Annotated in this window: 14 protein-coding genes; 5 read left to right on the top strand and 9 right to left on the bottom strand. The window is 57.8% G+C overall.

The window, feature by feature from the left end; all coding sequences use genetic code 11:
* The first annotated feature begins 25 nt into the window (after nt 1-25).
* A complete protein-coding gene (locus tag SH661x_RS07665; RefSeq protein ID WP_437229610.1) occupies nt 26-2,365 on the top strand; it encodes an ATP-dependent helicase in 2,340 nt (779 codons plus the stop codon).
* A 58-nt stretch (nt 2,366-2,423) separates the two neighbouring features.
* On the opposite strand, the gene SH661x_RS07660 is transcribed toward SH661x_RS07665, so the two are convergent.
* The 3 genes from SH661x_RS07660 to SH661x_RS07650 form a co-directional block, all read right to left on the bottom strand.
* Complete coding sequence (locus SH661x_RS07660) at nt 2,424-4,790, bottom strand: transporter substrate-binding protein (protein ID WP_437229608.1); 2,367 nt, start codon at nt 4,788-4,790, stop codon at nt 2,424-2,426.
* A gap of 456 nt (nt 4,791-5,246) precedes the next feature.
* A complete protein-coding gene (glgC, locus tag SH661x_RS07655) occupies nt 5,247-6,476 on the bottom strand; it encodes a glucose-1-phosphate adenylyltransferase (RefSeq protein WP_437229606.1) in 1,230 nt (409 codons plus the stop codon).
* Between the two features lie 456 nt (nt 6,477-6,932).
* Entirely contained in the window at nt 6,933-8,639 is a 1,707-nt protein-coding gene (locus tag SH661x_RS07650; protein ID WP_437229604.1) for a PQQ-binding-like beta-propeller repeat protein, read from the bottom strand.
* Nucleotides 8,640-8,827: 188 nt separating this feature from the next.
* Between SH661x_RS07650 and SH661x_RS07645 the strand changes: the two genes are divergently transcribed.
* Both SH661x_RS07645 and mnmG read left to right on the top strand, forming a co-directional pair.
* Nucleotides 8,828-9,511: a hypothetical protein gene (locus SH661x_RS07645; protein WP_437229602.1), complete on the top strand. Its 684-nt coding sequence runs from the start codon at nt 8,828-8,830 to the stop codon at nt 9,509-9,511.
* Nucleotides 9,512-9,557: 46 nt separating this feature from the next.
* Entirely contained in the window at nt 9,558-11,468 is a 1,911-nt protein-coding gene (mnmG, locus tag SH661x_RS07640) for a tRNA uridine-5-carboxymethylaminomethyl(34) synthesis enzyme MnmG (protein ID WP_437229600.1), read from the top strand.
* A 27-nt stretch (nt 11,469-11,495) separates the two neighbouring features.
* Here the strand turns inward: mnmG and SH661x_RS07635 are convergent, their stop codons facing one another.
* The 5 genes from SH661x_RS07635 to floA form a co-directional block, all read right to left on the bottom strand.
* Nucleotides 11,496-12,236 carry a 2-phosphosulfolactate phosphatase gene (locus SH661x_RS07635; RefSeq protein WP_437229598.1) on the bottom strand — a complete coding sequence of 247 codons (741 nt, stop codon included), beginning with the start codon at nt 12,234-12,236 and terminating at the stop codon, nt 11,496-11,498.
* Nucleotides 12,237-12,312: 76 nt separating this feature from the next.
* The gene (locus tag SH661x_RS07630) at nt 12,313-12,561 is read right to left on the bottom strand and encodes a hypothetical protein (RefSeq protein WP_437229596.1); all 249 of its coding nucleotides are present in this window, start codon (nt 12,559-12,561) and stop codon (nt 12,313-12,315) included.
* A gap of 429 nt (nt 12,562-12,990) precedes the next feature.
* Nucleotides 12,991-14,055, bottom strand: coding sequence for a 3-oxoacyl-ACP synthase III (locus SH661x_RS07625; RefSeq protein WP_437229594.1), 1,065 nt, complete (start codon nt 14,053-14,055; stop codon nt 12,991-12,993).
* Between the two features lie 152 nt (nt 14,056-14,207).
* On the bottom strand, nt 14,208-14,411 hold the full coding sequence (locus SH661x_RS07620; RefSeq protein ID WP_437229592.1) for a hypothetical protein: 204 nt from the start codon (nt 14,409-14,411) through the stop codon (nt 14,208-14,210).
* A gap of 280 nt (nt 14,412-14,691) precedes the next feature.
* Nucleotides 14,692-15,642: a flotillin-like protein FloA gene (floA, locus tag SH661x_RS07615; RefSeq protein WP_437229590.1), complete on the bottom strand. Its 951-nt coding sequence runs from the start codon at nt 15,640-15,642 to the stop codon at nt 14,692-14,694.
* Nucleotides 15,643-15,973: 331 nt separating this feature from the next.
* Here floA and SH661x_RS07610 point away from each other — a divergent pair, with 331 nt between their 5' ends.
* Entirely contained in the window at nt 15,974-16,315 is a 342-nt protein-coding gene (locus SH661x_RS07610; protein ID WP_437229588.1) for a BON domain-containing protein, read from the top strand.
* 27 nt (nt 16,316-16,342) lie between these two features.
* Here SH661x_RS07610 and SH661x_RS07605 read toward each other — a convergent pair whose 3' ends face one another.
* The gene (locus SH661x_RS07605; RefSeq protein WP_437229586.1) at nt 16,343-17,365 is read right to left on the bottom strand and encodes a zinc-dependent alcohol dehydrogenase family protein; all 1,023 of its coding nucleotides are present in this window, start codon (nt 17,363-17,365) and stop codon (nt 16,343-16,345) included.
* A gap of 223 nt (nt 17,366-17,588) precedes the next feature.
* Between SH661x_RS07605 and SH661x_RS07600 the strand changes: the two genes are divergently transcribed.
* The gene (locus SH661x_RS07600) at nt 17,589-18,695 is read left to right on the top strand and encodes a DUF444 family protein (RefSeq protein WP_437229584.1); all 1,107 of its coding nucleotides are present in this window, start codon (nt 17,589-17,591) and stop codon (nt 18,693-18,695) included.
* The last annotated feature ends 364 nt before the right edge of the window (nt 18,696-19,059 follow it).

Raw genomic sequence — 19,059 nt, 5'->3', positions numbered from 1 at the left:
ACCTCTGTCCCCTGCCCCCTCCCACATGTCGACTCTCACGGATGATCTGACCCCTCCTCAGGCGGAAGCGGTCCAGCGACTGGATGGCCCGTTGTTGATCCTCGCTGGCCCCGGATCGGGCAAGACCCGCGTGGTGACCCGCCGTATCGCCAACCTGCTGGAGCACGGAGTTCATCCCCGCAACATTCTGGCGATTACGTTCACCAACAAAGCTGCCCGAGAGATGGCCGAACGGGTCGAATCGCTCGTCCCGGGAAATCGGGTCTGGATCAGCACGTTTCATCGCTTCTGTGCACGTCTGCTGCGGCAATACGGCGAGATGGTGGGCCTCAAATCCAACTTCTCCATTCTCGACACCACCGATCAGAAGCAGGCGATCCGCCGCGTGCTGCAGGACCTGGACTTCGACACCGTCCACTTCTCGCCGGACAAAGTTCTCTGGCGAATCAGCTCTGCCAAGAATGACCTGATTACCCCCGAGATGTTCCGCTCTCGTTACGAAGCAACCGTCGGAGACCACTGGCAGGCTGCCGTGAACAAGGTCTATCCGGCATACCAGAGCTGGTTGCTGGAATCGAATGCTGTCGACTTTGATGACCTGTTGATGCATACCGCCCTGCTCCTGGCGGAGAATCCCGAACTGCGTAAACAACTGGATGAACGCTATCGCTATATCCTGGTCGACGAGTATCAGGACACCAACAGTTCGCAGTATCAGATCGTTTCCGCCCTCTCCCAGCGGACGCGGCATCTCTGCGTGACCGGAGATCCGGACCAGTCCATTTACGGCTGGCGAGGAGCCCGGATTGCCAACATCCTGCACTTCGAACGGGACTTCCCCGACGCCCATGTCGTGCGGCTCGAACAGAACTTTCGCAGCACGCAGTCGATTCTTAAATCGGCCGATGCTCTGATCGTTAACAACACGCAGCGGAAACACAAAGAGCTGATCACGGACCATCCTCCCGGAGCGCCGGTTCAACTGCTCGTCTATGACGACTCGAATACAGAAGCCGATGGCATCGCAGAGCAGATTCAGCATCTGTTCGAGACGGATCATCTGAACTGGAGTGAAATTGCCGTCTTCTACCGGGTGAACTCACTCTCCCGGCAGATCGAACATGCACTGACCCGTCGGCGAATCCCCTATCAGGTGGCAGCGGGCGTCGCCTTCTTTGATCGTGCGGAGATTCGGGACCTGCTCGCTTACCTGCGATTGATCGAGAATCCCGATGAGCAAACCGCGTTTTCAAGAATCGTGAACAAACCGCTGCGAGGACTGGGCAAGACGTCGCAGGATCGGTTGCTGGCGTGGGCATCCCAGCATCGCAAGACGCCGCTGGAGGCAGCTGCACAGGCGGACAAGGTTCCCAAGCTCTCTAAAAAAGCGGTCCTGATGTTCAAGTCATTCGCGAGAATGATGAACGAGTTTTCCCTGGCCAGTGCCGGTTCGGTTGCTGACCTGCTGCAGCGTGTGATCGATAAGACCCGTTACGCTGCCCCCTGGGAAGGAATCGAGTCGGAAGAAGCGTACGAGCATCTGGCCAACGTTGAAGAACTGGTGAATGCAGCCCGGCAGTACGATCAGCTCGCCGGAGATGAACGCAGTCTGCAAGGGTTTCTGGAGCAGACGGCTCTGGTCAGCGACACGGACAAAATCGAAAACGATTCCGGCCGCGTCACGCTGATGACGCTGCATGCTGCCAAAGGTCTTGAGTTTCCAGCGGTCTTCATCGTCGGAGTGGAAGACGGACTCATCCCGCATGAACGCTCCAAGCGGGAAAATGACCGCAGGGAAATCGAGGAAGAACGGCGTTTGTTGTTCGTGGGCATGACCCGGGCCAAGCAGCGACTCTTCATGACGGAGACCCGTGTTCGAGCATTGCATGGCAAAATGATGCCGACAATCGCCAGCCCGTTCATTTCCGAGTTGATCAGTGAACGGGTCGAATGTGGATCGGGTGGAGATCCGCAGACGGCATGGGCCGCAGTGATGGCGATGGCCGGTTCCGATGCCTGGAGAGACGACTCTCCAGAAGAGGAATCGATTGATATCGAAGCCCGGGATCGCGTCCAGACAACAGAACCGCCAGCCAGCGTAGAACCCACCGCTCCCGCTTCCCCGCCACGAAGACCGATGCTGATGACGGGGGCGGACCTGCTGCGGGGCGAGTCCACAGCCGTTCGGGTCCCGACCGGCTTTGGTGTCGGGCAGATGGTCCGTCATCCCCGTTATGGGATCGGAACGGTCACGGCCGTCGGCGGGTTTGGTGCCCGGAGGACAGTGACCGTCACGTTCCCCGATAAGGACCGCTCGGAAACGTTTGTACTGAGCAAAGCGCCCCTGCAGCCAGTGGGATCGTGAGGAAAAGAGGTCAGAGGTCGGGGGGCAGAGGTCAGGAAGCTCTTCCCTGTCCACTCCATCACATCAGCTGCGCGGTCCAGCGGTCGCCCCACCCGCTGTAGAGATCGTGCAGAAACGCCTTCCATTCTTCGGCGGTTCGTGTCTTGGGAAACGGCTGCGGCGCGATCGGCTCAGGAGCCTCCCAGACGATCTGGAACTGGCCATCTTCACTCACCTGACCGATACGCGGAGTCTTGAAGCAGTGCTGGGTCTCTGATTCAATCCGGACCTCCCCGCTGGGAGCGAGCATACGCTGACTGAGCATGGCCCGACGGATGGTCTTCGGTTTCAGGTCTTCAGCTTCAGCAACCGCCTGGGCCCAGAGTTTCACTCCGGTGTACGCGGATTCCATGGGATCGCTCAGGACACGCTGCGGATAACGTTCGAGAAACAGCTCGGAGAACTGCCGATTCTCCGGCGTCTTGAGTGATTGAAAGTAGGTCCAGGCCGCGTAATCCCCTTGCATGGACGACAGGTCGAACCCCCGCAGTTCCTGTTCGCCGACACTGAAGGACATGGTCGGGATCACTTCAGGGGTGATTCCTGCGGTGCGCAGATCCGTAAAGAAAGCCACATTCGTATCGCCGTTGATGCAGTTCAGAATCATGTCTGGCTGCGACGCTTTGATGGCATCAATAGCGTCCTGCACGTCGGGCGTTCCCAGCTTGAGGAACGTCTCGCCCACGACTTCACCGCCCCCCTGCGCCAGTTCATCGCGAATGATCGCGTGGGCTGCGCGAGGAAAGACATAGTCGGAGCCGATCAGAAAGAACCGCTGTTTCCCCAGCGTCTTTCTCGCCCAGTCCACAGCGGGCAGGATCTGCTGATTCGGGGCACTCCCCATGTAAACGATATTGGGGGACGTTTCCAGCCCCTCATATTGCAGCGGGTATACCAGCAGGTGATCGTACTTTTCGAAGACCGGCTTCATCATCTTGCGGCTGGACGACGTCCAACCGCCGAAGATCGTACAGACCTGTTTTTCGGTGATCAGCTTCTCAGCTTCCGTCGCGAATCGATTGGGATCAGAACGGCAGTCGATGACGATCGGTTTGATGCTGCGACCGAGCAAACCGCCAGCTTTTTCAATCTCCTCCAACGCGAAGAGCGTGGCGTCAACGACGGCGGTTTCGCTGTTCGCCATGGTCCCGCTCAGCGAGTGCAGGATTCCCACCGGAATCGGGTTGGACTTGTCGGCGACAGGGACGAGAGGAGTTGCGGACGGTTTGTCATTCCGCTTCGACCCCAGCCACCAGGCCCCTGCTCCGCCGAGAACAGCTGCCCCGCCCAGTCCCGCAGCGATCAGGAATGATCTGCGGTTGGGAATCGACGTTGAAGACTGGGTCTGCAGCGTTCGAAGGTTCTTGGTTGATTGAGTGTCCCAGAGAGAATGATTCGTCACTCCGGACAAGGTCCCCAGGAGCGTCTGAAGGTCCGCCTGCATTTCCGCTGCGGATTGATAACGGTTGGCCGGGGACTTCGCCATGGCCCGGGCAATGATCTCCGCGCAGGCGGGAGGAACAGAACTGTTGATGGCCCGGGGATCGGGTGGTTCACGGTTACAGTGGGCGAACATCACCTGCATCATCGAACCGGAATCGGAATAGGGATTCTCTCCGGTCAGGATGCTGTAGTAGGAGGCCCCCAGTGAGTAGAGATCGCTGCGGGCATCGACCGCACGCCCTTCGCACTGTTCCGGGCTCATGAAGTACGGAGTTCCGACGACCACTCCAGCGCGTGTCACCTGCAGGGTGGTCGAGTTCGTCTCCTTGACGATTCCGAAGTCCGTCACCTTGACCGAACCGTCGGAGCTTCGCAGCAGGTTGGCAGGTTTAATATCCCGATGCACCAGTCCGGCAGCGTGAGCAGCTCCCAGTCCCCGGCAGGCATCGCTGATCATGCGGGTCGCTTCAAAGACCGAAGCGGGTCCACGCTTTTGCAGCTGTTCCGCGACACTTCCGCCGGGAACGAATTCCATGACCAGATAGTATTCCGCGTTGATTTCCCCGACGTCGAAAATCTGCACCACGTTGGGATGAGTCAGCTTCCCGGCGGCCCGGGCCTCGCTCAGAAAGCGGTTGAGAGCGACTCCGTCGGTCGAAAACTCAGCCGGCAGGAGTTTGATCGCGACGTACCGGTCGATTAACGGGTCGTGCCCTTTCAGCACAATCCCCATCCCTCCCTGACCGAGGATCTCGACGATGTGGTATTTCCCGATCGTCTTCCCGACCCAGATCTCCAAAGCAACCTGAGTCCGCGGATTCGACGAGGAAGGAGTCTGGCCGCCGGAATTCGTTTCCAGAATCTGGGTCGACTCCAGCGAAAAATGGGAGTCGGTGAGCAGGCGGTCCTCTGACGACGGACGATCAGGAGGGAGGAGAGTCATAAAGGGGGATCCTGCGGACCGTCCTGAGGCGAATGCAGGCCACACAATCGGGGTGGCGTCACTGACACTTCGCGATGAATTCCGTCCGAGCGCGACATCAGACGGAAATGAGTTCGGGGGGCAATCCTACGTCAGTGTACCTCAGGATATTCAGGTTGTCGCGAAAAAATTTTCTTTTCGCGTGCGATTCATCGAAGGGAAGCATGTTTGTGCCGCCCTTTCGCTTCAGTCTCAACCAGCTCTCCACGTATGAGTTCTGTCAAATGGAAACTCATCGAAATCCCGAATGTGACTCTTCAATCAGACCTCCATTTCTGATTTTTTATGTACTGGACTCTTTGGAGGGCAATTCGACGCAAACTGAAGTTCCCATCGGCAAGGAATCAGAACTGGGTGGCCCAGGCTGCCAGACTCACCCACGTGTTCCCGTTTGACTGATAAGAACCGACGCTTCCCCTACTCGGCAAACGTGTGCCATTTGGGAACGACGGTAATGCCGGTCTCGGTGACGGTGAACCCGCGTGCCCGGTCCTCATCCGCGTTGAGGCCAATGGTCGTGTGCGGAGGAATCCGGACCCCCTTGTCGATAATGGAGCGGTGAACCCGCGAGTATCTGCCGACGTTCACCCCTTCAAACAGGATGGAGTCGGTCACCTTGGACCAGCTGTTGACCCGGACGTTGGGTGAGAGGACCGAACGAATCACGCTCCCTCCTGAAAGAATGCAGCCGGGACAGACGATGCTGTCGAGTGCATGTCCCACGCGAGGCGGATTTGCATCCTGATCAGCGAAGACGAATTTGGGGGGCGGCAGCGGAGCGTGATACCCACGGATCGGCCACGTGTAGTCGTATAGATTCAGTGACGGCTCGACGGCAATCAGGTCCATCTGGGCTTCGTAATACGCTTCCAGCGTCCCGACATCCCGCCAGTAATATTCATTGCCGGTATTCCGATCGTGGAACGGAAACGCCCGTACTCGACGGGAATCAATGATGGCCGGGATGACGTCTTTACCGAAATCGTGCGCGCTTTGCATTTCCGTCGCATCGCGGCACAGCTCATTGAGCAGAAAGCTCGCTTTGAAAATGTAAATCCCCATGGAGGCAAGACACCGCTCGGGATCGCCGGGGATGGGGAACGGCTCCGGGGGCTTCTCGACAAATTTGTGAACCCAGTAATCACTGTCGATTCCCATCACACCAAACGCCCGCCCCTCTTCCATGCTGACGGGAATACAACCGATGGTACAGTCGGCGTTATTCGCAATATGGTCGTCGACCATTTTGGAATAGTCCATCTTGTAGATATGGTCGCCGGAGAGAATCAGAATATGCTCGGGGTCATGCTGCTCGATCGTGTAGATGTTCTGGTAGACAGCGTCGGCGGTCCCGCGATACCAGTGCTCTCCCAGCCGCTGCTGTGGCGGAAGAACGTCGATGAACTCGTTGAGCTCACGGCACAGGAAGTGCCAGGCCTGACGGATATGCCGGTCCAGACTGGCTGCCTTGTACTGCGTGAGGACGAGAATGCGACGCAGGTTGCTGTTCAGACAATTGGAGAGCGGAAAATCGATGATCCGAAACGTTCCCCCGAATGGAACGCTCGGCTTGGCGCGATCATTCGTGAGCGGTTCCAGGCGGGTTCCCTTGCCGCCGGCGAGAATCAGGGTCAGAACATTCGGCATGGAGGGGGGCCGCTAATCGTTGAAGGTGGGGAGCAAAGAGAGTTGTCGAAGGTCTGCTGCTCTCAGCATGGTACCGACTCCACTGCACCGATCCAGCTTTCATTCCCGCCTGGGAAACAAATCTCGCACAACTGGGAAGTACGGAGTTCTCCCCCGGACATGCCCGAGATTGGCAGCTGAATTGAAAAATGGGAGTGAAGAGATTGAACCACGGAAAAGACGGAACTCACGGAAATTTTAAGGACGACATCCACAACTGAATCCCGCACCGGGAGGGCGACGCTCCTGCGGAGGCGCAATAAAGTTCACGCGATCTGACGTCCACGGCTCGGCAGGAGCCTCGCCCTCCCGCTTTTCAAACACGTTCTGAGAATTTACCGCCCTCCCACCGCGAAATTTTCCTTGAATTCCGTGCTTTCCGTGGTTCCACAAAACCCTCAAAAACGGGGGCCTGACTCAAGGTCGCAGGTTCAGATCGTAGCAGGCCATTTCCGCTGCGTTCCGCACATAGAGTTTGCCCCGGCACAGCATCAGCGGGTTCCAGTTCTTTCCCTCAGGCAGCACCCGCATCGAAGCGACTTCTATCAGCTTTTTGGGGTCCGGTTGAATCAGCACCGCTTCCCCCTGTTCCGTCAGGGCGAGAATCTGTCCGTTGGTCAGCAGCAGCTGCCCGTGGTTGTACCGCCCGCGCAGTCCTTCCTTGCCCCCTTTCCAGAGTCGCTTTCCGGTTGCTGGATCGAGGCAGACCAGAATCCCTTCATCAATCCCGTACAGATAACCCTCATAGAAAACAGGGCTGGTGAATTTGCAGCGCATGTTGCGATTCTCCCAGAGATCTTCCACGTTCCATCTGTCCTCTGTTTTCGTCACCCGTACCATCTTCGCGCCGACGTCGTAACTGGCACTGAGAAAAATCCGGCCGTCCTCGAAGACCACCGGCTGGGCGACGTTCACGTACGCTGTATTCTCAAACGGGACGAACCAGAGTTCTTTTCCTGTGGCAGGATCATGTCCGCGCAGCCCCAGACCATCGAAGTTGAGAATCAGTAACTCTCCCGCCACGGTATTCAGCTGCGGTGAGCTGTACCCGGGGACCGACTTCTCCGACAGGTCAGCGGGGACGGCAGCACTACCGCTCTGGAAGCTGACGAGTTCAACGTCCGGAGGAGTCAGACCGGCGCTCTGCCAGATCACGTGTCCATCGACTGGATCGTAAGCAATCAGTCCGTTCCCTTTCTGGCCTCCAATGTTGACGATCACTTTCCCATCATGCACCAGCGGGGAACCGGACATCCCCCATGTCGTGTTCGCGACATGGAACTGCTGAAGTGCGTTCACGTGCCAGCGGAGCTTCCCGGTGCGAAGATCCAGGCAGGTCAGATCACCGAAAGCCCCCAGCGTGTAGACCGCATCGCCTGCAATTGTGGGAGTTGACCGTGGTCCAGCTCCCCCCATCGCTTCGAAGAAATCGGCGGGGTACTGATATATCCATCGTTCCTCCCCCGTCGTCGCGTCGTAGCAGACGATGGCTTCATCCTTGCCGCGCTGTTCGATGGTCAACAGGAAGTCGCCCAGAATCGAAAACGAGGCATACCCTCCCCCGGCGGGATGCCGCCAGAGTTCTGGAGGAGGGCTCTCTTTCCAGTCCTGTCGAAGTGGCGGGCCGATCACAACACCGTCCCGGTTCACACCCCGGTAAGCAGGCATGTCTTCCGGCTGAACGTCGGGAACATCCAGTGCCAGAAGTTCTGCTTCAGCCACTTTCTGCTGGGAGGCCTGACGGGCAGCCATCTTCTCTTCCGCCGTCGGTTCCCAGCGATAATGAAATGTCATCTGCATGTGGCCACTGAATTCCACAGACCGGATGGTCGCGATCCATCCGAGAACGACGAGAATGATCGGGATGCCGACCAGCAGGCTCGTGCGGCGAGAAACAGGCGAGAAGAAAAACCACCATGTCAGCAGCAGTACCGCCCCCAGAATGATCTGCGCATACGTGATCAGGTACTTCAGCGAATCCCCCCAGGATGACTCCCAGAAGTTCCAGATGAAGATCTGGCTCACAGCGAACAGCGCGGGAATCAGCAGCAGCACCAGGCTGACTCTGTCTTTCCAGCGCGAAGGGGATTTTGCGGATTCTGAAGCCGGAACCGGAGTCGACATGAAACTTCCTTGCAGCAGGGGGCCAGCCTGATTCTGCCCTGCGGGTCCCCTTCGCTGCAATGCTGAGAGGAAATATCGAAAAACATTGCGGAAGGCGCATCCGTCTCTGGAATGTGTTATTTTCAGAGTGGCGATTTCGGGAAATCTCCGCCGCTTTCATCGCACAGCAAGCACTTTTTGAGGCGAACGTGAAAACATTCTCATTGTATCTGCTCGCAGCAACCCTCGTGCTGGTCCCTGCCACGGGGTTCGCTCAACGCCCGGTCAATACGGAAACCCGCTCCGGCACCGTCAAAGAAGTGATCCACAAAGGGCGAGGACGAACACTGGTGGTCGAGTGCGACGGCGAAGAGCTGTCTTTCGTGATCAGCCCGAAAGTGGCAGTGGAAGTGGTCCTTTCCGGGGGAGACGACTCGGCTCTGCAGAAAGGGGCCTATCTCGAGGGGATCGGGACTCTCACCAACAACAAGCTGTTCCTCGAGTCCGCCAAAGTGCGGTTGCTTCCCCCCAATGCGAAAACTCCGAATTCGAAGATGGAGAAGCCTGAAAAGCTGAGTTCCGGTCAGAGCTTGAATTCGAACGCGATCTCCGGTCAGATCATGGCCAGACAGACCTCCAAGGACTATCCCGAATACGAAGAACTCGCCCTGAGGCCCGCCCCGAACGTTCCGGTGATCATGTTCCAGAAGAATCTGGTGATTGATGTCGTCAGCAGCAATATCGACGACGTCAAACCGGACCAGACGGTCGAGTTGGAAGTGATCGCCGGGCGTAACGACAAGCTCACGCTGGTGCGCGCCACATTCGAAGGGGGCGAGTACGTCCCCCCGGAACCGGAAGCCGCCGACAAAGACAAATCCGACAAGAAATAACCCCCCCCCCTCTTCCCTGTCCCCTTTTCCCTTTTCGCTCCCTCGAATGTCCGATCCTTTTTACGATTTCGACGTCGTCGTCATCGGTGCCGGCCACGCTGGCATCGAAGCAGCCCTGGCTGCCGCCCGAATGGGGGCCCGCACCGCCCTGCTCACCATGAACTGCGACACCGTCGGCGCGATGAGCTGCAATCCTGCAATCGGTGGAGTCGCCAAGGGGCAGATCGTCAGGGAAATCGATGCTCTGGGGGGAGAGATGGGCCGCGCCATCGATGCAACGGGCATTCAGTTCCGGATGCTCAACAGCGGCAAAGGCCCCGCCATGTGGAGCCCACGGGCACAGGCGGACAAGAAAGCCTATCAGTTCCTCCTCAAACATACGGTTGAGCAGCAGGAGAACCTGACCCTCGCTCAGGAGATGGTGGAAGAACTGGTGGTCGAGGGAGATCCGGTGGCTGTCGATATCACCGATCCCCCGCCCGATCAGCGTCCCAGAATCACCGGGGTCAAAGTACGCGGTGGAGCTGTCTATCGCGCGCGGGCCGTCATCATTACTACGGGAACGTTCCTGCAGGCGATCATGCATACCGGCGAAGCCAAGACGGTCGGCGGACGGGCGGGTGAAGGAACCACCGGCACGTTGTCCGACTGCTTTCGCACTCTCGGCTTTGAGCTGCAGCGATTCAAGACCGGCACCCCTGCCCGCTTGAACGGTCGCACCATCGACTTCTCCTCGCTCGAGGAACAGCCGGGCGATGCCAACCCGACTCCCTTCTCCTTCCTGAACGATCGCATTGAGCAGACTCAGCTCCCCTGCTGGCTGACGCAAACCAACGAGCACGTGCATGAGGTCATCCGGGCGAATCTGCATCGCGCCCCGATGTACAGCGGGCAGATCAAATCCACCGGCCCCCGTTACTGCCCGTCGATCGAAGATAAGGTTGTTCGCTTCGCAGACAAAAATTCTCACCAGATCTTTCTGGAACCCGAAGGCCGCCAGACGCTGGAATACTACTGCAACGGCATCTCGACCAGCCTTCCGCGTGACGTTCAGTCGAGCATGATTCATTCGATTCAGGGCCTGGAAAAAGCCCAGATCATGCGGTTCGGCTATGCGGTCGAATACGACTTCGCACCGCCGACCCAGCTCTCTCAGACACTCGAAACCAAACGGGTCGAAGGTCTGTATTTCGCTGGACAGATCAACGGAACAACGGGCTATGAAGAAGCTGCGGGGCAAGGGCTGATTGCGGGGGTCAATGCCGCGTTGAAGCTGCAGGGGAAAGGTCCGTTCGTGCTGGATCGATCCCAGGCGTATCTCGGCGTGCTGATCGATGATCTCATCACGCGGGGAGTCGATGAACCCTACCGGATGTTCACCTCGCGAGCGGAGTACCGACTCCTGCTGCGGCAGGACAATGCCGACCGCCGCCTGACGCGGATCGGGGAGTCGCTGGGACTGGCATCACGCGAGCGAGTGTCGCGTTTCGAAGTTTATGAACGTGAGATCAACAGCGCCCTTGCAATCCTGCAGCGGACCAGGCATCAGGGACAGACGCTCGAAGACTGGCTGCGCCGCCCGGAAATCGAATGGCCGCAGCTGTGCGAATTCTCTTCGGAGCTGGCTGCTCTGGAGATCAGCCCCCGGGCCCGTGAACAGGTGCAGATCGAAGTCAAATACAGCGGCTATGTGAAACGTCAGCAGCTGGATATCGATCGACAGACGCGGACGCAGTCCACTCGCATCCCGTCGACTTTCAATTACAAGGCGATCCCACAGCTGCGTTCGGAGGCCAGAGAAAAGTTCTCGCGGGTACAGCCTGCGGATCTCGCGCAGGCTGGGCGGATCAGCGGCATCACTCCCGCCGATCTGGCGATCCTGACGTTGTATTTGAAGGAGCCGCGACGGCGACACGAGAATATGCCCGACGGAACCGTGCAACAGCCGGTCGAGTGACGCCGTCTTGTCTGAGACCGCGGTCTTTCAAACCTTGATTTCACCACTCTCCGGGTTCCAGATGGGAACAATCCGAATCAGGTTCTTTTCCATCGCCCGGACGACGTCCCGCTCCATTCCCAGTTCGAGTAGGTTCTGCGCTCCCAGGCTCTCGAAGAATGTTTTACGGAAGAGATCCGGGCTGCGACTGCGGGCTTCGTAGAAGTCCACCGCCATCTGCGTCTGGACGCTGCCGACAGTCCATTCGGCAGGCCCGGCTTTCAAGAGTTCGCTCGCGGCCGCTCCAGCGAAGAGGATGTCTTCGGCGGTCAGCTGTCCATCGGTCCCCGCACAGACCAGATGCACATCAGCTCCGCAGCGGCGCGAGGCATTGACGACGGCATCCAGATTCGTGAAGGCTCCAAGGAAAACCTGCTTCGCACTTCCACACTGCAGCAGCGCCCGTGTTCCGTTGGTGGTGGTGAAGAGGATCGTCTTTCCCGCGACAACGTCTTCCACGTAATCAAGCGGGGAGTTTCCAAGGTCGAACCCGGGGATCAGTTTCCCGTGGCGTTCTCCTCCCAGCAGACGGTCGCGGACGGGAAGGTGTGCCGATGCCGCGAGTGCATCTTCCACGTTCAGAAACGGCATCACCGCCCGTGCTCCATGCCCCAGAGCGTGAATCATCGTGGTGGTCGCCCGCAGCACATCGATGACAATTGCCGTGGAACCCGACAGAGAAACTCCGTCGAGGAACGTGGGGAGCATGTGAACATGAATTTCAGGCATGCGGCGATTGTAATCGACAGAATTTCTACCGCCATGGTGCATGCCGGGAGCACCACTTCATCAATCCTGAAGAACGTCAGACCACTTCGATCGAGTTCTGAAAATTTAGCGTCCGGCTTTCATCCATCGCAATCTGTGAAGCCAGCTGCTTGATGTAATAAGTCGATGTGCGACCGCACAGCACCACAGAATCCCCGACTTCTTCACACCGCAGATCGCGAATACGACCTCCCGTGTGAATCGCGATCTTTCGTTCCAGGTCAGCAACGATTTCCGACAGGGAAACCTGCTCACGCGATGTCTCGCTGAATTGTGAGAAATCCATTTTCAGTCCCTCCTTGAGGCCCTGTGATCCCAATTCCCGGGGAACCGCACACATCCTGGGCGGTGATTTCCCCAGTCCGATCTGTGGCCCACAGAAAGTGAAGGATCAAAGTTTGTTGAAATGACTGTAACCTGCATGGTCCTGCGAGTCAAAGTCTAATTTCCATCTCGCCGTCAAACAATTCGATATGCGAGACAAGTAATACTTCAGTCAGTGACTGCAAGCTGTCTGAGTGCGTGTTTGAAACTTCCACGGAATCCAGATTCGGGAGGACAACGCTCCTGCGGAGCCGCAAAAAAGGTCACGCGGTCTGACATTCGCGGCTCGGCAGGAGCCTCGCCCTCCCAGCTTTCAAACACGTTCTGAGAAATCATCCGGAGAGATAAGAGGTCAGGAAAGATCTGCTGCCCCCTGCCCTCTTCTCTCGAACTACTCCAGCAATGTCTTCTGCCAGTCCAGTCCCAGCATGATCGAATTGAGTCCGCTGCCGATTCCCAGCAGCGCGAGTTGATCGCCCGGGTTCACAAACCCTCGCTGAAGTCCCAAGGCCACTGCGGTCGGGAGGGCCGCTGCTCCGGTGTTTCCGAGAAAATCGACCGTCGGGAAATCGATCGATTCCGGAAGGCCAAGTTGCTGCAGCAACAGAGCGCGATGAGCTTTGCCAACTTGATGTGTGAAGACCTTATGCACGCTCGCGTTAGTCCAGGCAAGCTCTCGTCGGGTCAGCTCCCAGGTCTGGGCCGCCAGCTCGACACCCGCATGCAGGAGTGCCTCGGAATCGGTGCTCATCAGAGGACGCCCGTCTCCACTCGCGGCCGCGTCGACACCCCCTGCGCATAGATCATGATGAGACGTGTTCGCCAGCCACGCTCCCCCCAGCAGCCGGTTGCCGGTGCGGGAAATGGATTCATCACACAGCACGATCGCTGCCGAGCCCGACCCGATCGTCAATGACGCGAAGTCGAGTTTGATCGACTTGCGGGTGACATGCGGATCATTGAGAAGCTTGGCGATCGTCCCTTCCACGAGCGGGCGTCCGACTTCCGTCCCGACAACGATGCCAGCCTTGATCCGCCCCAGTTCAATCATGTCGGCGACGGCCACCATCCCGTTGAGCAGTCCCAGACAGGCATTGCTGAAGTCCAGAACCAGAGCTTCCCGGGGCAGTCCGGCTGCATGATGAACGCCTGCTGCTGTTGCGGGTTCCATCTGGTCCCGGCACACCGAACCGTGAATGAGCGCGCCACACAGACTGGGGTCGAGCTGCGAAACCTGCAGTGCCTTGAGGACCGTCTGCCCGCTGATCTTTCCGGGAAGCGTCCCGGAAGGAAAGAATCGCCGCTCGCGGATCCCGGACATCAACTCCAGACGCCCCTCGGGCAGTCCCAGTCGTTCATACACCGGGGCCAGCTGAGCCTCGATCTGGGCGGATGTCACCACATCCGGGGGAAGAGTTGTGGTGAATGTTTCCACACAGACTCGTTGATACCGCATCTGTTTGACACTGTCCGCTGCTGAAGGGGAGAAATACAAACAGCCTGCTGCCGCGATGTTCACGGCAACAGGCTTGTTGCTGAAATCAGAGTGAAATCCCGTCGACACCAAGCCAGGGGAACCGCGACCGGGTGAGAGAGGGAATCCTGCGACTAGACGACTGCAGGTTCGACGATCTTGGCGTCGCTGACCATCGATTCGATGGCGGCGATTTCCGCATACTGATGCTGCCGCTGATTCTGAACTGCTTCAGAATAGTTCTGCGTGTCCAGAGCAACGGAACTTCGCACAAAGCGAAGACCGCGGAGCAACAGCTCTTGCTGTTTACGTGTCAATTGAATGCTCAGTTCTGCCATATGAATGGTTCTTCCCATGAACGGTTACGACCGGATGGCTCCCCAATTCTCATCCGTGATCATTTTCGAGTGGCCGAAACCGATTGAAATTTCAGTCATGTCCATCAATGGACGTGGACAAACTGCCTCGCTTCTTACATCGTACCGACGTTCCGTCGATCTTCTCCAACAATTTTTGCACAGGTGCGACCGAAATAACCAGCAGAATCTGCCGCAATCTGGAATTGAAAACGTTTCCAATCCTCATGTGGATCTGCTTCCCAGCCTCCCTGTTCAGTCTCTACTCCCCATTGTGTGCAACCCGCAGGGTTCCTGACAAGTATGCGTCAGCCATCGCTTTGGGAATTTCTGCTTCCGCCAGCACCACTTTGGCCCGGTTTTCCTGTGTGAGGGCCTGCATTTCCTGTTCCGTGGCCACAGCTTCGGCCCGCCGTTGCTCAGCTTTCGCACGGGCAACTCGCATATCTGCTTCTGCCTGATCAGCTTGCAGCCGGGCACCGACGTTGTCTCCAACGTCGATATCCGCGATGTCGATGGAAACAATTTCATACGCGGTTTGTGAATCCAGGCTTTTCCGTAACACGGCCTGGGCGATCAATGCCGGATTTGCGAGCACGACCTTGTGAGTATCCGAGGAACCGATGGCGGAGACAATTCCCTCCCCGACACGTGCGATGATCGTGTCTTCGGTCGCTCCCCCGATCAACTGGCTCAAATTGGTCCGCACGGTGACCCGGGCGCGAGCCTTCAACTGAATCCCGTCTTTCGCCACTCCATCCAGGGTCGTCCGGCCGTTACGCGTGTCGGGACAATCGATCACTTTCGGGTCGACGCTCGTCCGGACTGCTTCGAGCACATCGCGACCAGCCAGGTCGATCGCTGCAGCAGTATCCCAGTCGAGGGCGATACTGGCCCGATGGGCAGCGATCAGGGCCCTGACCACACGGGTCACATTTCCGCCGGCAAGGTAATGAGCGGACATTGCGTTTGTGGGGATGTCGGTAATCCCCGCCTGCACCGCACTGATCTTGGCGTCGACGATGAGAGCGGGATTGATCTTCTGCAGAGACATTCCAATCAGCGTCAGCGGGCTGATTCGTGCTCGCGTTGCAAAGCCCCGCAACCACAGGCTGAAGTACTTCCCGAACAGGAAGATGAATGCGAGGGCAACGATCAGTACAAAGAACGCACCGATGATGATCGCCACTTTACCAGGGTCGCTGCGATCCAAGTTGGCCTCCTGACGGATTACGGGTCGGGCGAGCTTTCAGGCGACCGTCAACTTAAGGTGACGCTGGAGAAGTTCTCGCAGTTGAACTGAAAACCCACTCCGGGGAAGTTCGCCTCGATTGTATGCTCCGACTCCGGAAATGCAATCGCTGGCATGTGTTGCGACCCATTGTCCGGGTCCGCGACAGGGGATCCCGGCACGCCGGGTCTCCCATAAAAGTCCGCAAACACGGCATTTCCTGAAAACTGTGCTAGGCGAGCTCTCAGAAATAGATAAACTCAAGTTGATATTATCTCTGTGCGCGCCGGCCTCTCTACAGGAAGGAATCGTTATGGCCCACGAACTTTTCCCCGAGTACGCCAAGGATGCTTCCACTTGCGCATCCATCCATTGTGCAATTGATGATCCGGTTCCTGGCGATTCGGAGAGCGGAATCTATGGCACACTGGCTGCCACGCCGCACGAAACCGAATGCCTGGTTCAGCGAGCTCTGCTGAGCCTTCCCAATGTTCAGTTCTCGTCCCTGCAGGTTCATCGCCTTGCCGACGGTATCTGCCTGACGGGAGTTGTCAAAGTCGCGGCCAGTGCAGCTCGCCCCCAGTTTGAGCGGGTGGCTGGAACAGCTGCGGGAGTCGCACAGGTGCTGAACAGACTGGTCATTCAACAACGGTAAGTCCAGAACTCACCTCGCCGACCGGGTTCACTCGGCCTTCATTCTCAAGAGGATTTTCTTGCCTCCTGCTTTGTCGTCATTGGCAGCGAGGGCAAGTTTGACGTCACGAAGCGGATAACTTTCAAACGTTTCGACCTGAAACAGCCCCTGAACATGCAGCTGGCTGAGTTCACGGATCAACTTGAGCTTCTTCAGCAGCGGCAACGCCTGCATGGCGTGGCTGAGCCAGAAACTCGAGAGGTGACGGTCCTGCGTCATGAGCGTACGGGGGTTCACCGGAGTCGGCTCATCAGCCAGGGACGCGTAGGCCAGCATGCGTCCCCCCTGCCCGAGTGACTCCAGCAACAACCCACCCAGCTTTCCACCGACCGGGTCGACAGCGAATCGCGGCAGGTCTCCTTGAGTGCAGGTCTTCACCGCGTCGAGAAATTCCTGCTGCGGTGTTGAATCCGTGGCGACGATCACAGCGTCTGCCCCTACCGCTTCCAGTTCGGCTTTCTGTTCCTCACGACGAACGACATTGAGCGTTCGGAATCCAAAATGATTCCCCAGGCGGATGATCATTCGACCCACTGCGGAGTTGGCTGCGGACTGGATGATCCAGCCGCGTGGGGGAATCTGGAAGATCCATCGGGTCATCAGCAGCGCAGAAGCGGGATTGACGAAGAATGTTGCCGCCTGTTCATCCGAAAGAGCATCCGGGACCGGGATCACGGTTTCCGCTTCGGTGATGCAGTATCCGGACCATGTGCCCGGTGAGCGTGCGATGACAGAAACCCGTTTCCCCTTCCGCAACCAGCCGATGGCACCACCGCCGCTCGCTTCGACGATCCCGACTCCTTCCAGTCCGACAGGTGTCGGGGGCTGGGGGCCGATGCCGTAGTTTCCCTTGCAGAACAGGAGGTCGCTGGGATTAATGGGAGCCGCGTGCATCTTCACCCGGACGAAGCCAGGACGAGGATTCTCGATTGCCCGCTGCTGGATTTCCACGACGTCCCGTGCAATGCCATGTCTGGTGCAGATGGCGGTTTCTGTAAAATTCCCCGTCATTGGCGAACGTCTTTCCGCTCGAGCTTCTGAATTCGTCTGATCCTGCTTCAGGGTAAACTCCCCGTGCAGGAAAGTCATGAATCATCTGCGAGAGTTCTCACAGGTTCCGGGTTTGCTTCTCCTTTGCTGCCGAATGTCCGGAAATTGATGGTGACCTTCCTGAATCCTTCGGGATACAATTGGCAGCACTCTGCTGCTCGGCTTTCCTGAAAGGAATGAGCACATGACCCGCTCCATCGATCGTGACTTTCGGCGATTCAACGAAATCATTCGCGGAAAGATCCGTAAGGATCTGAAGCAGTACGTCAACCACGGCGAGATGCTGGGCCGCAAGGGACGGGAAACGGTCAGCATCCCCGTCCCCAACATTGATATTCCCCACTTCCAGCACGGCAACAAGGGATCCGGCGGCACCGGTCAGGGGGATGGTGAAGTCGGCCAGCCGGTCGGAAAAGGACAGGATCAAGGGGACGGCCAGGGCCAGGCCGGCAGCGACGCCGGTCGCCATGTCCGGGAAGTCGAAGTCACCCTGGATGAAATGGCGGAGATGCTCGGGGCGGAACTGGAACTCCCGAACATCATTCCCAAGGGGAAAGACTCGCTGAAGTCGCAGAAGGACAAATACAATACGGTCTCGCGGTCCGGACCAGACTCTCTACGGCACTTCAAACGGACCTACAAGGAGGCTTTGAAACGCCAGATATCCAGCGGCTCCTACGATCCCCAGCGGCCCATCATCATTCCTAATCGGGACGATGAGCGGTTCCGCAGCTGGACCACAGTCAGTGAACCGCAGGCCAACGCAGCCATCCTTTATATTATGGACGTTTCTGGTTCCATGACGGACGACCAGAAGGAGATTGTCCGGATCGAGGCCTTCTGGATCGATATGTGGCTGCGAAGTCAGTATGACGGAATTCAGCGCCGTTACATTGTCCATGATGCTGTGGCCCATGAAGTCGACGAAGACACGTTTTACCGGGTTCGTGAATCGGGCGGCACGCGGATTTCATCGGCGTATCAGAAGGCTGCCGAGGTGATTGCCCGGGATTTCCCCCCCGCGGACTGGAACATTTACTGTTTCCAGTTTTCCGACGGAGATAACTGGGGGGAGGACAGCAAGGAATGTTCGAAGTTTCTGACAGAGCGACTTCTCCCCGTCTGCAACCTGTTCTGCTACGGACAGGTGGAAAGTCCTTACGGCAGCGGAGAGTTCATTAAGGATCTCCGGAAGCTGATCGACCAGCATGAGAACCTGATTCTCAGCGAGATCGACAACAAGGACGGAATTTACGATTCCATCAAGACGTTTCTGGGTCGGGGAAAGTAAACGTTCCTGTGAAAATGCCCCGCGCACCCCGCCGCGTCCGGTACTTCTGCGGCAGATATTGCGGCTCGTCGGTGTCTACTTAATACCGGTGTTGCAGAATCACGCATTTTCTCGTGCATTTCTTCGGTATCCCCCTCAAGACTGCTATCAGCCGTTGAAATCGTTCAACTTGCAACAACGGTGCAGACGATACTGACAGAGTGTCTCTCTCGGGATCGGCGCGCAACGTTCATCGTTCGTCGCCGGAGAAAGCGGGAGTATCCCTCGGGGCACCAGAAGAATGGGGCAATCTATCTGGCCGGTTTTCGATCAGCAGGGCGGCTGACGTGAAAACCGACTTTTGCCTGGACGTTAGTCGGACGGG

It is taken from the genome of Planctomicrobium stercoris (genome assembly GCF_051465655.1).
GTDB lineage: Bacteria > Planctomycetota > Planctomycetia > Planctomycetales > Planctomycetaceae > Planctomicrobium.
The sequence above is the reverse complement of the archived record's forward strand: the minus strand, read 5'-3'. Positions and strand labels throughout refer to the sequence as shown.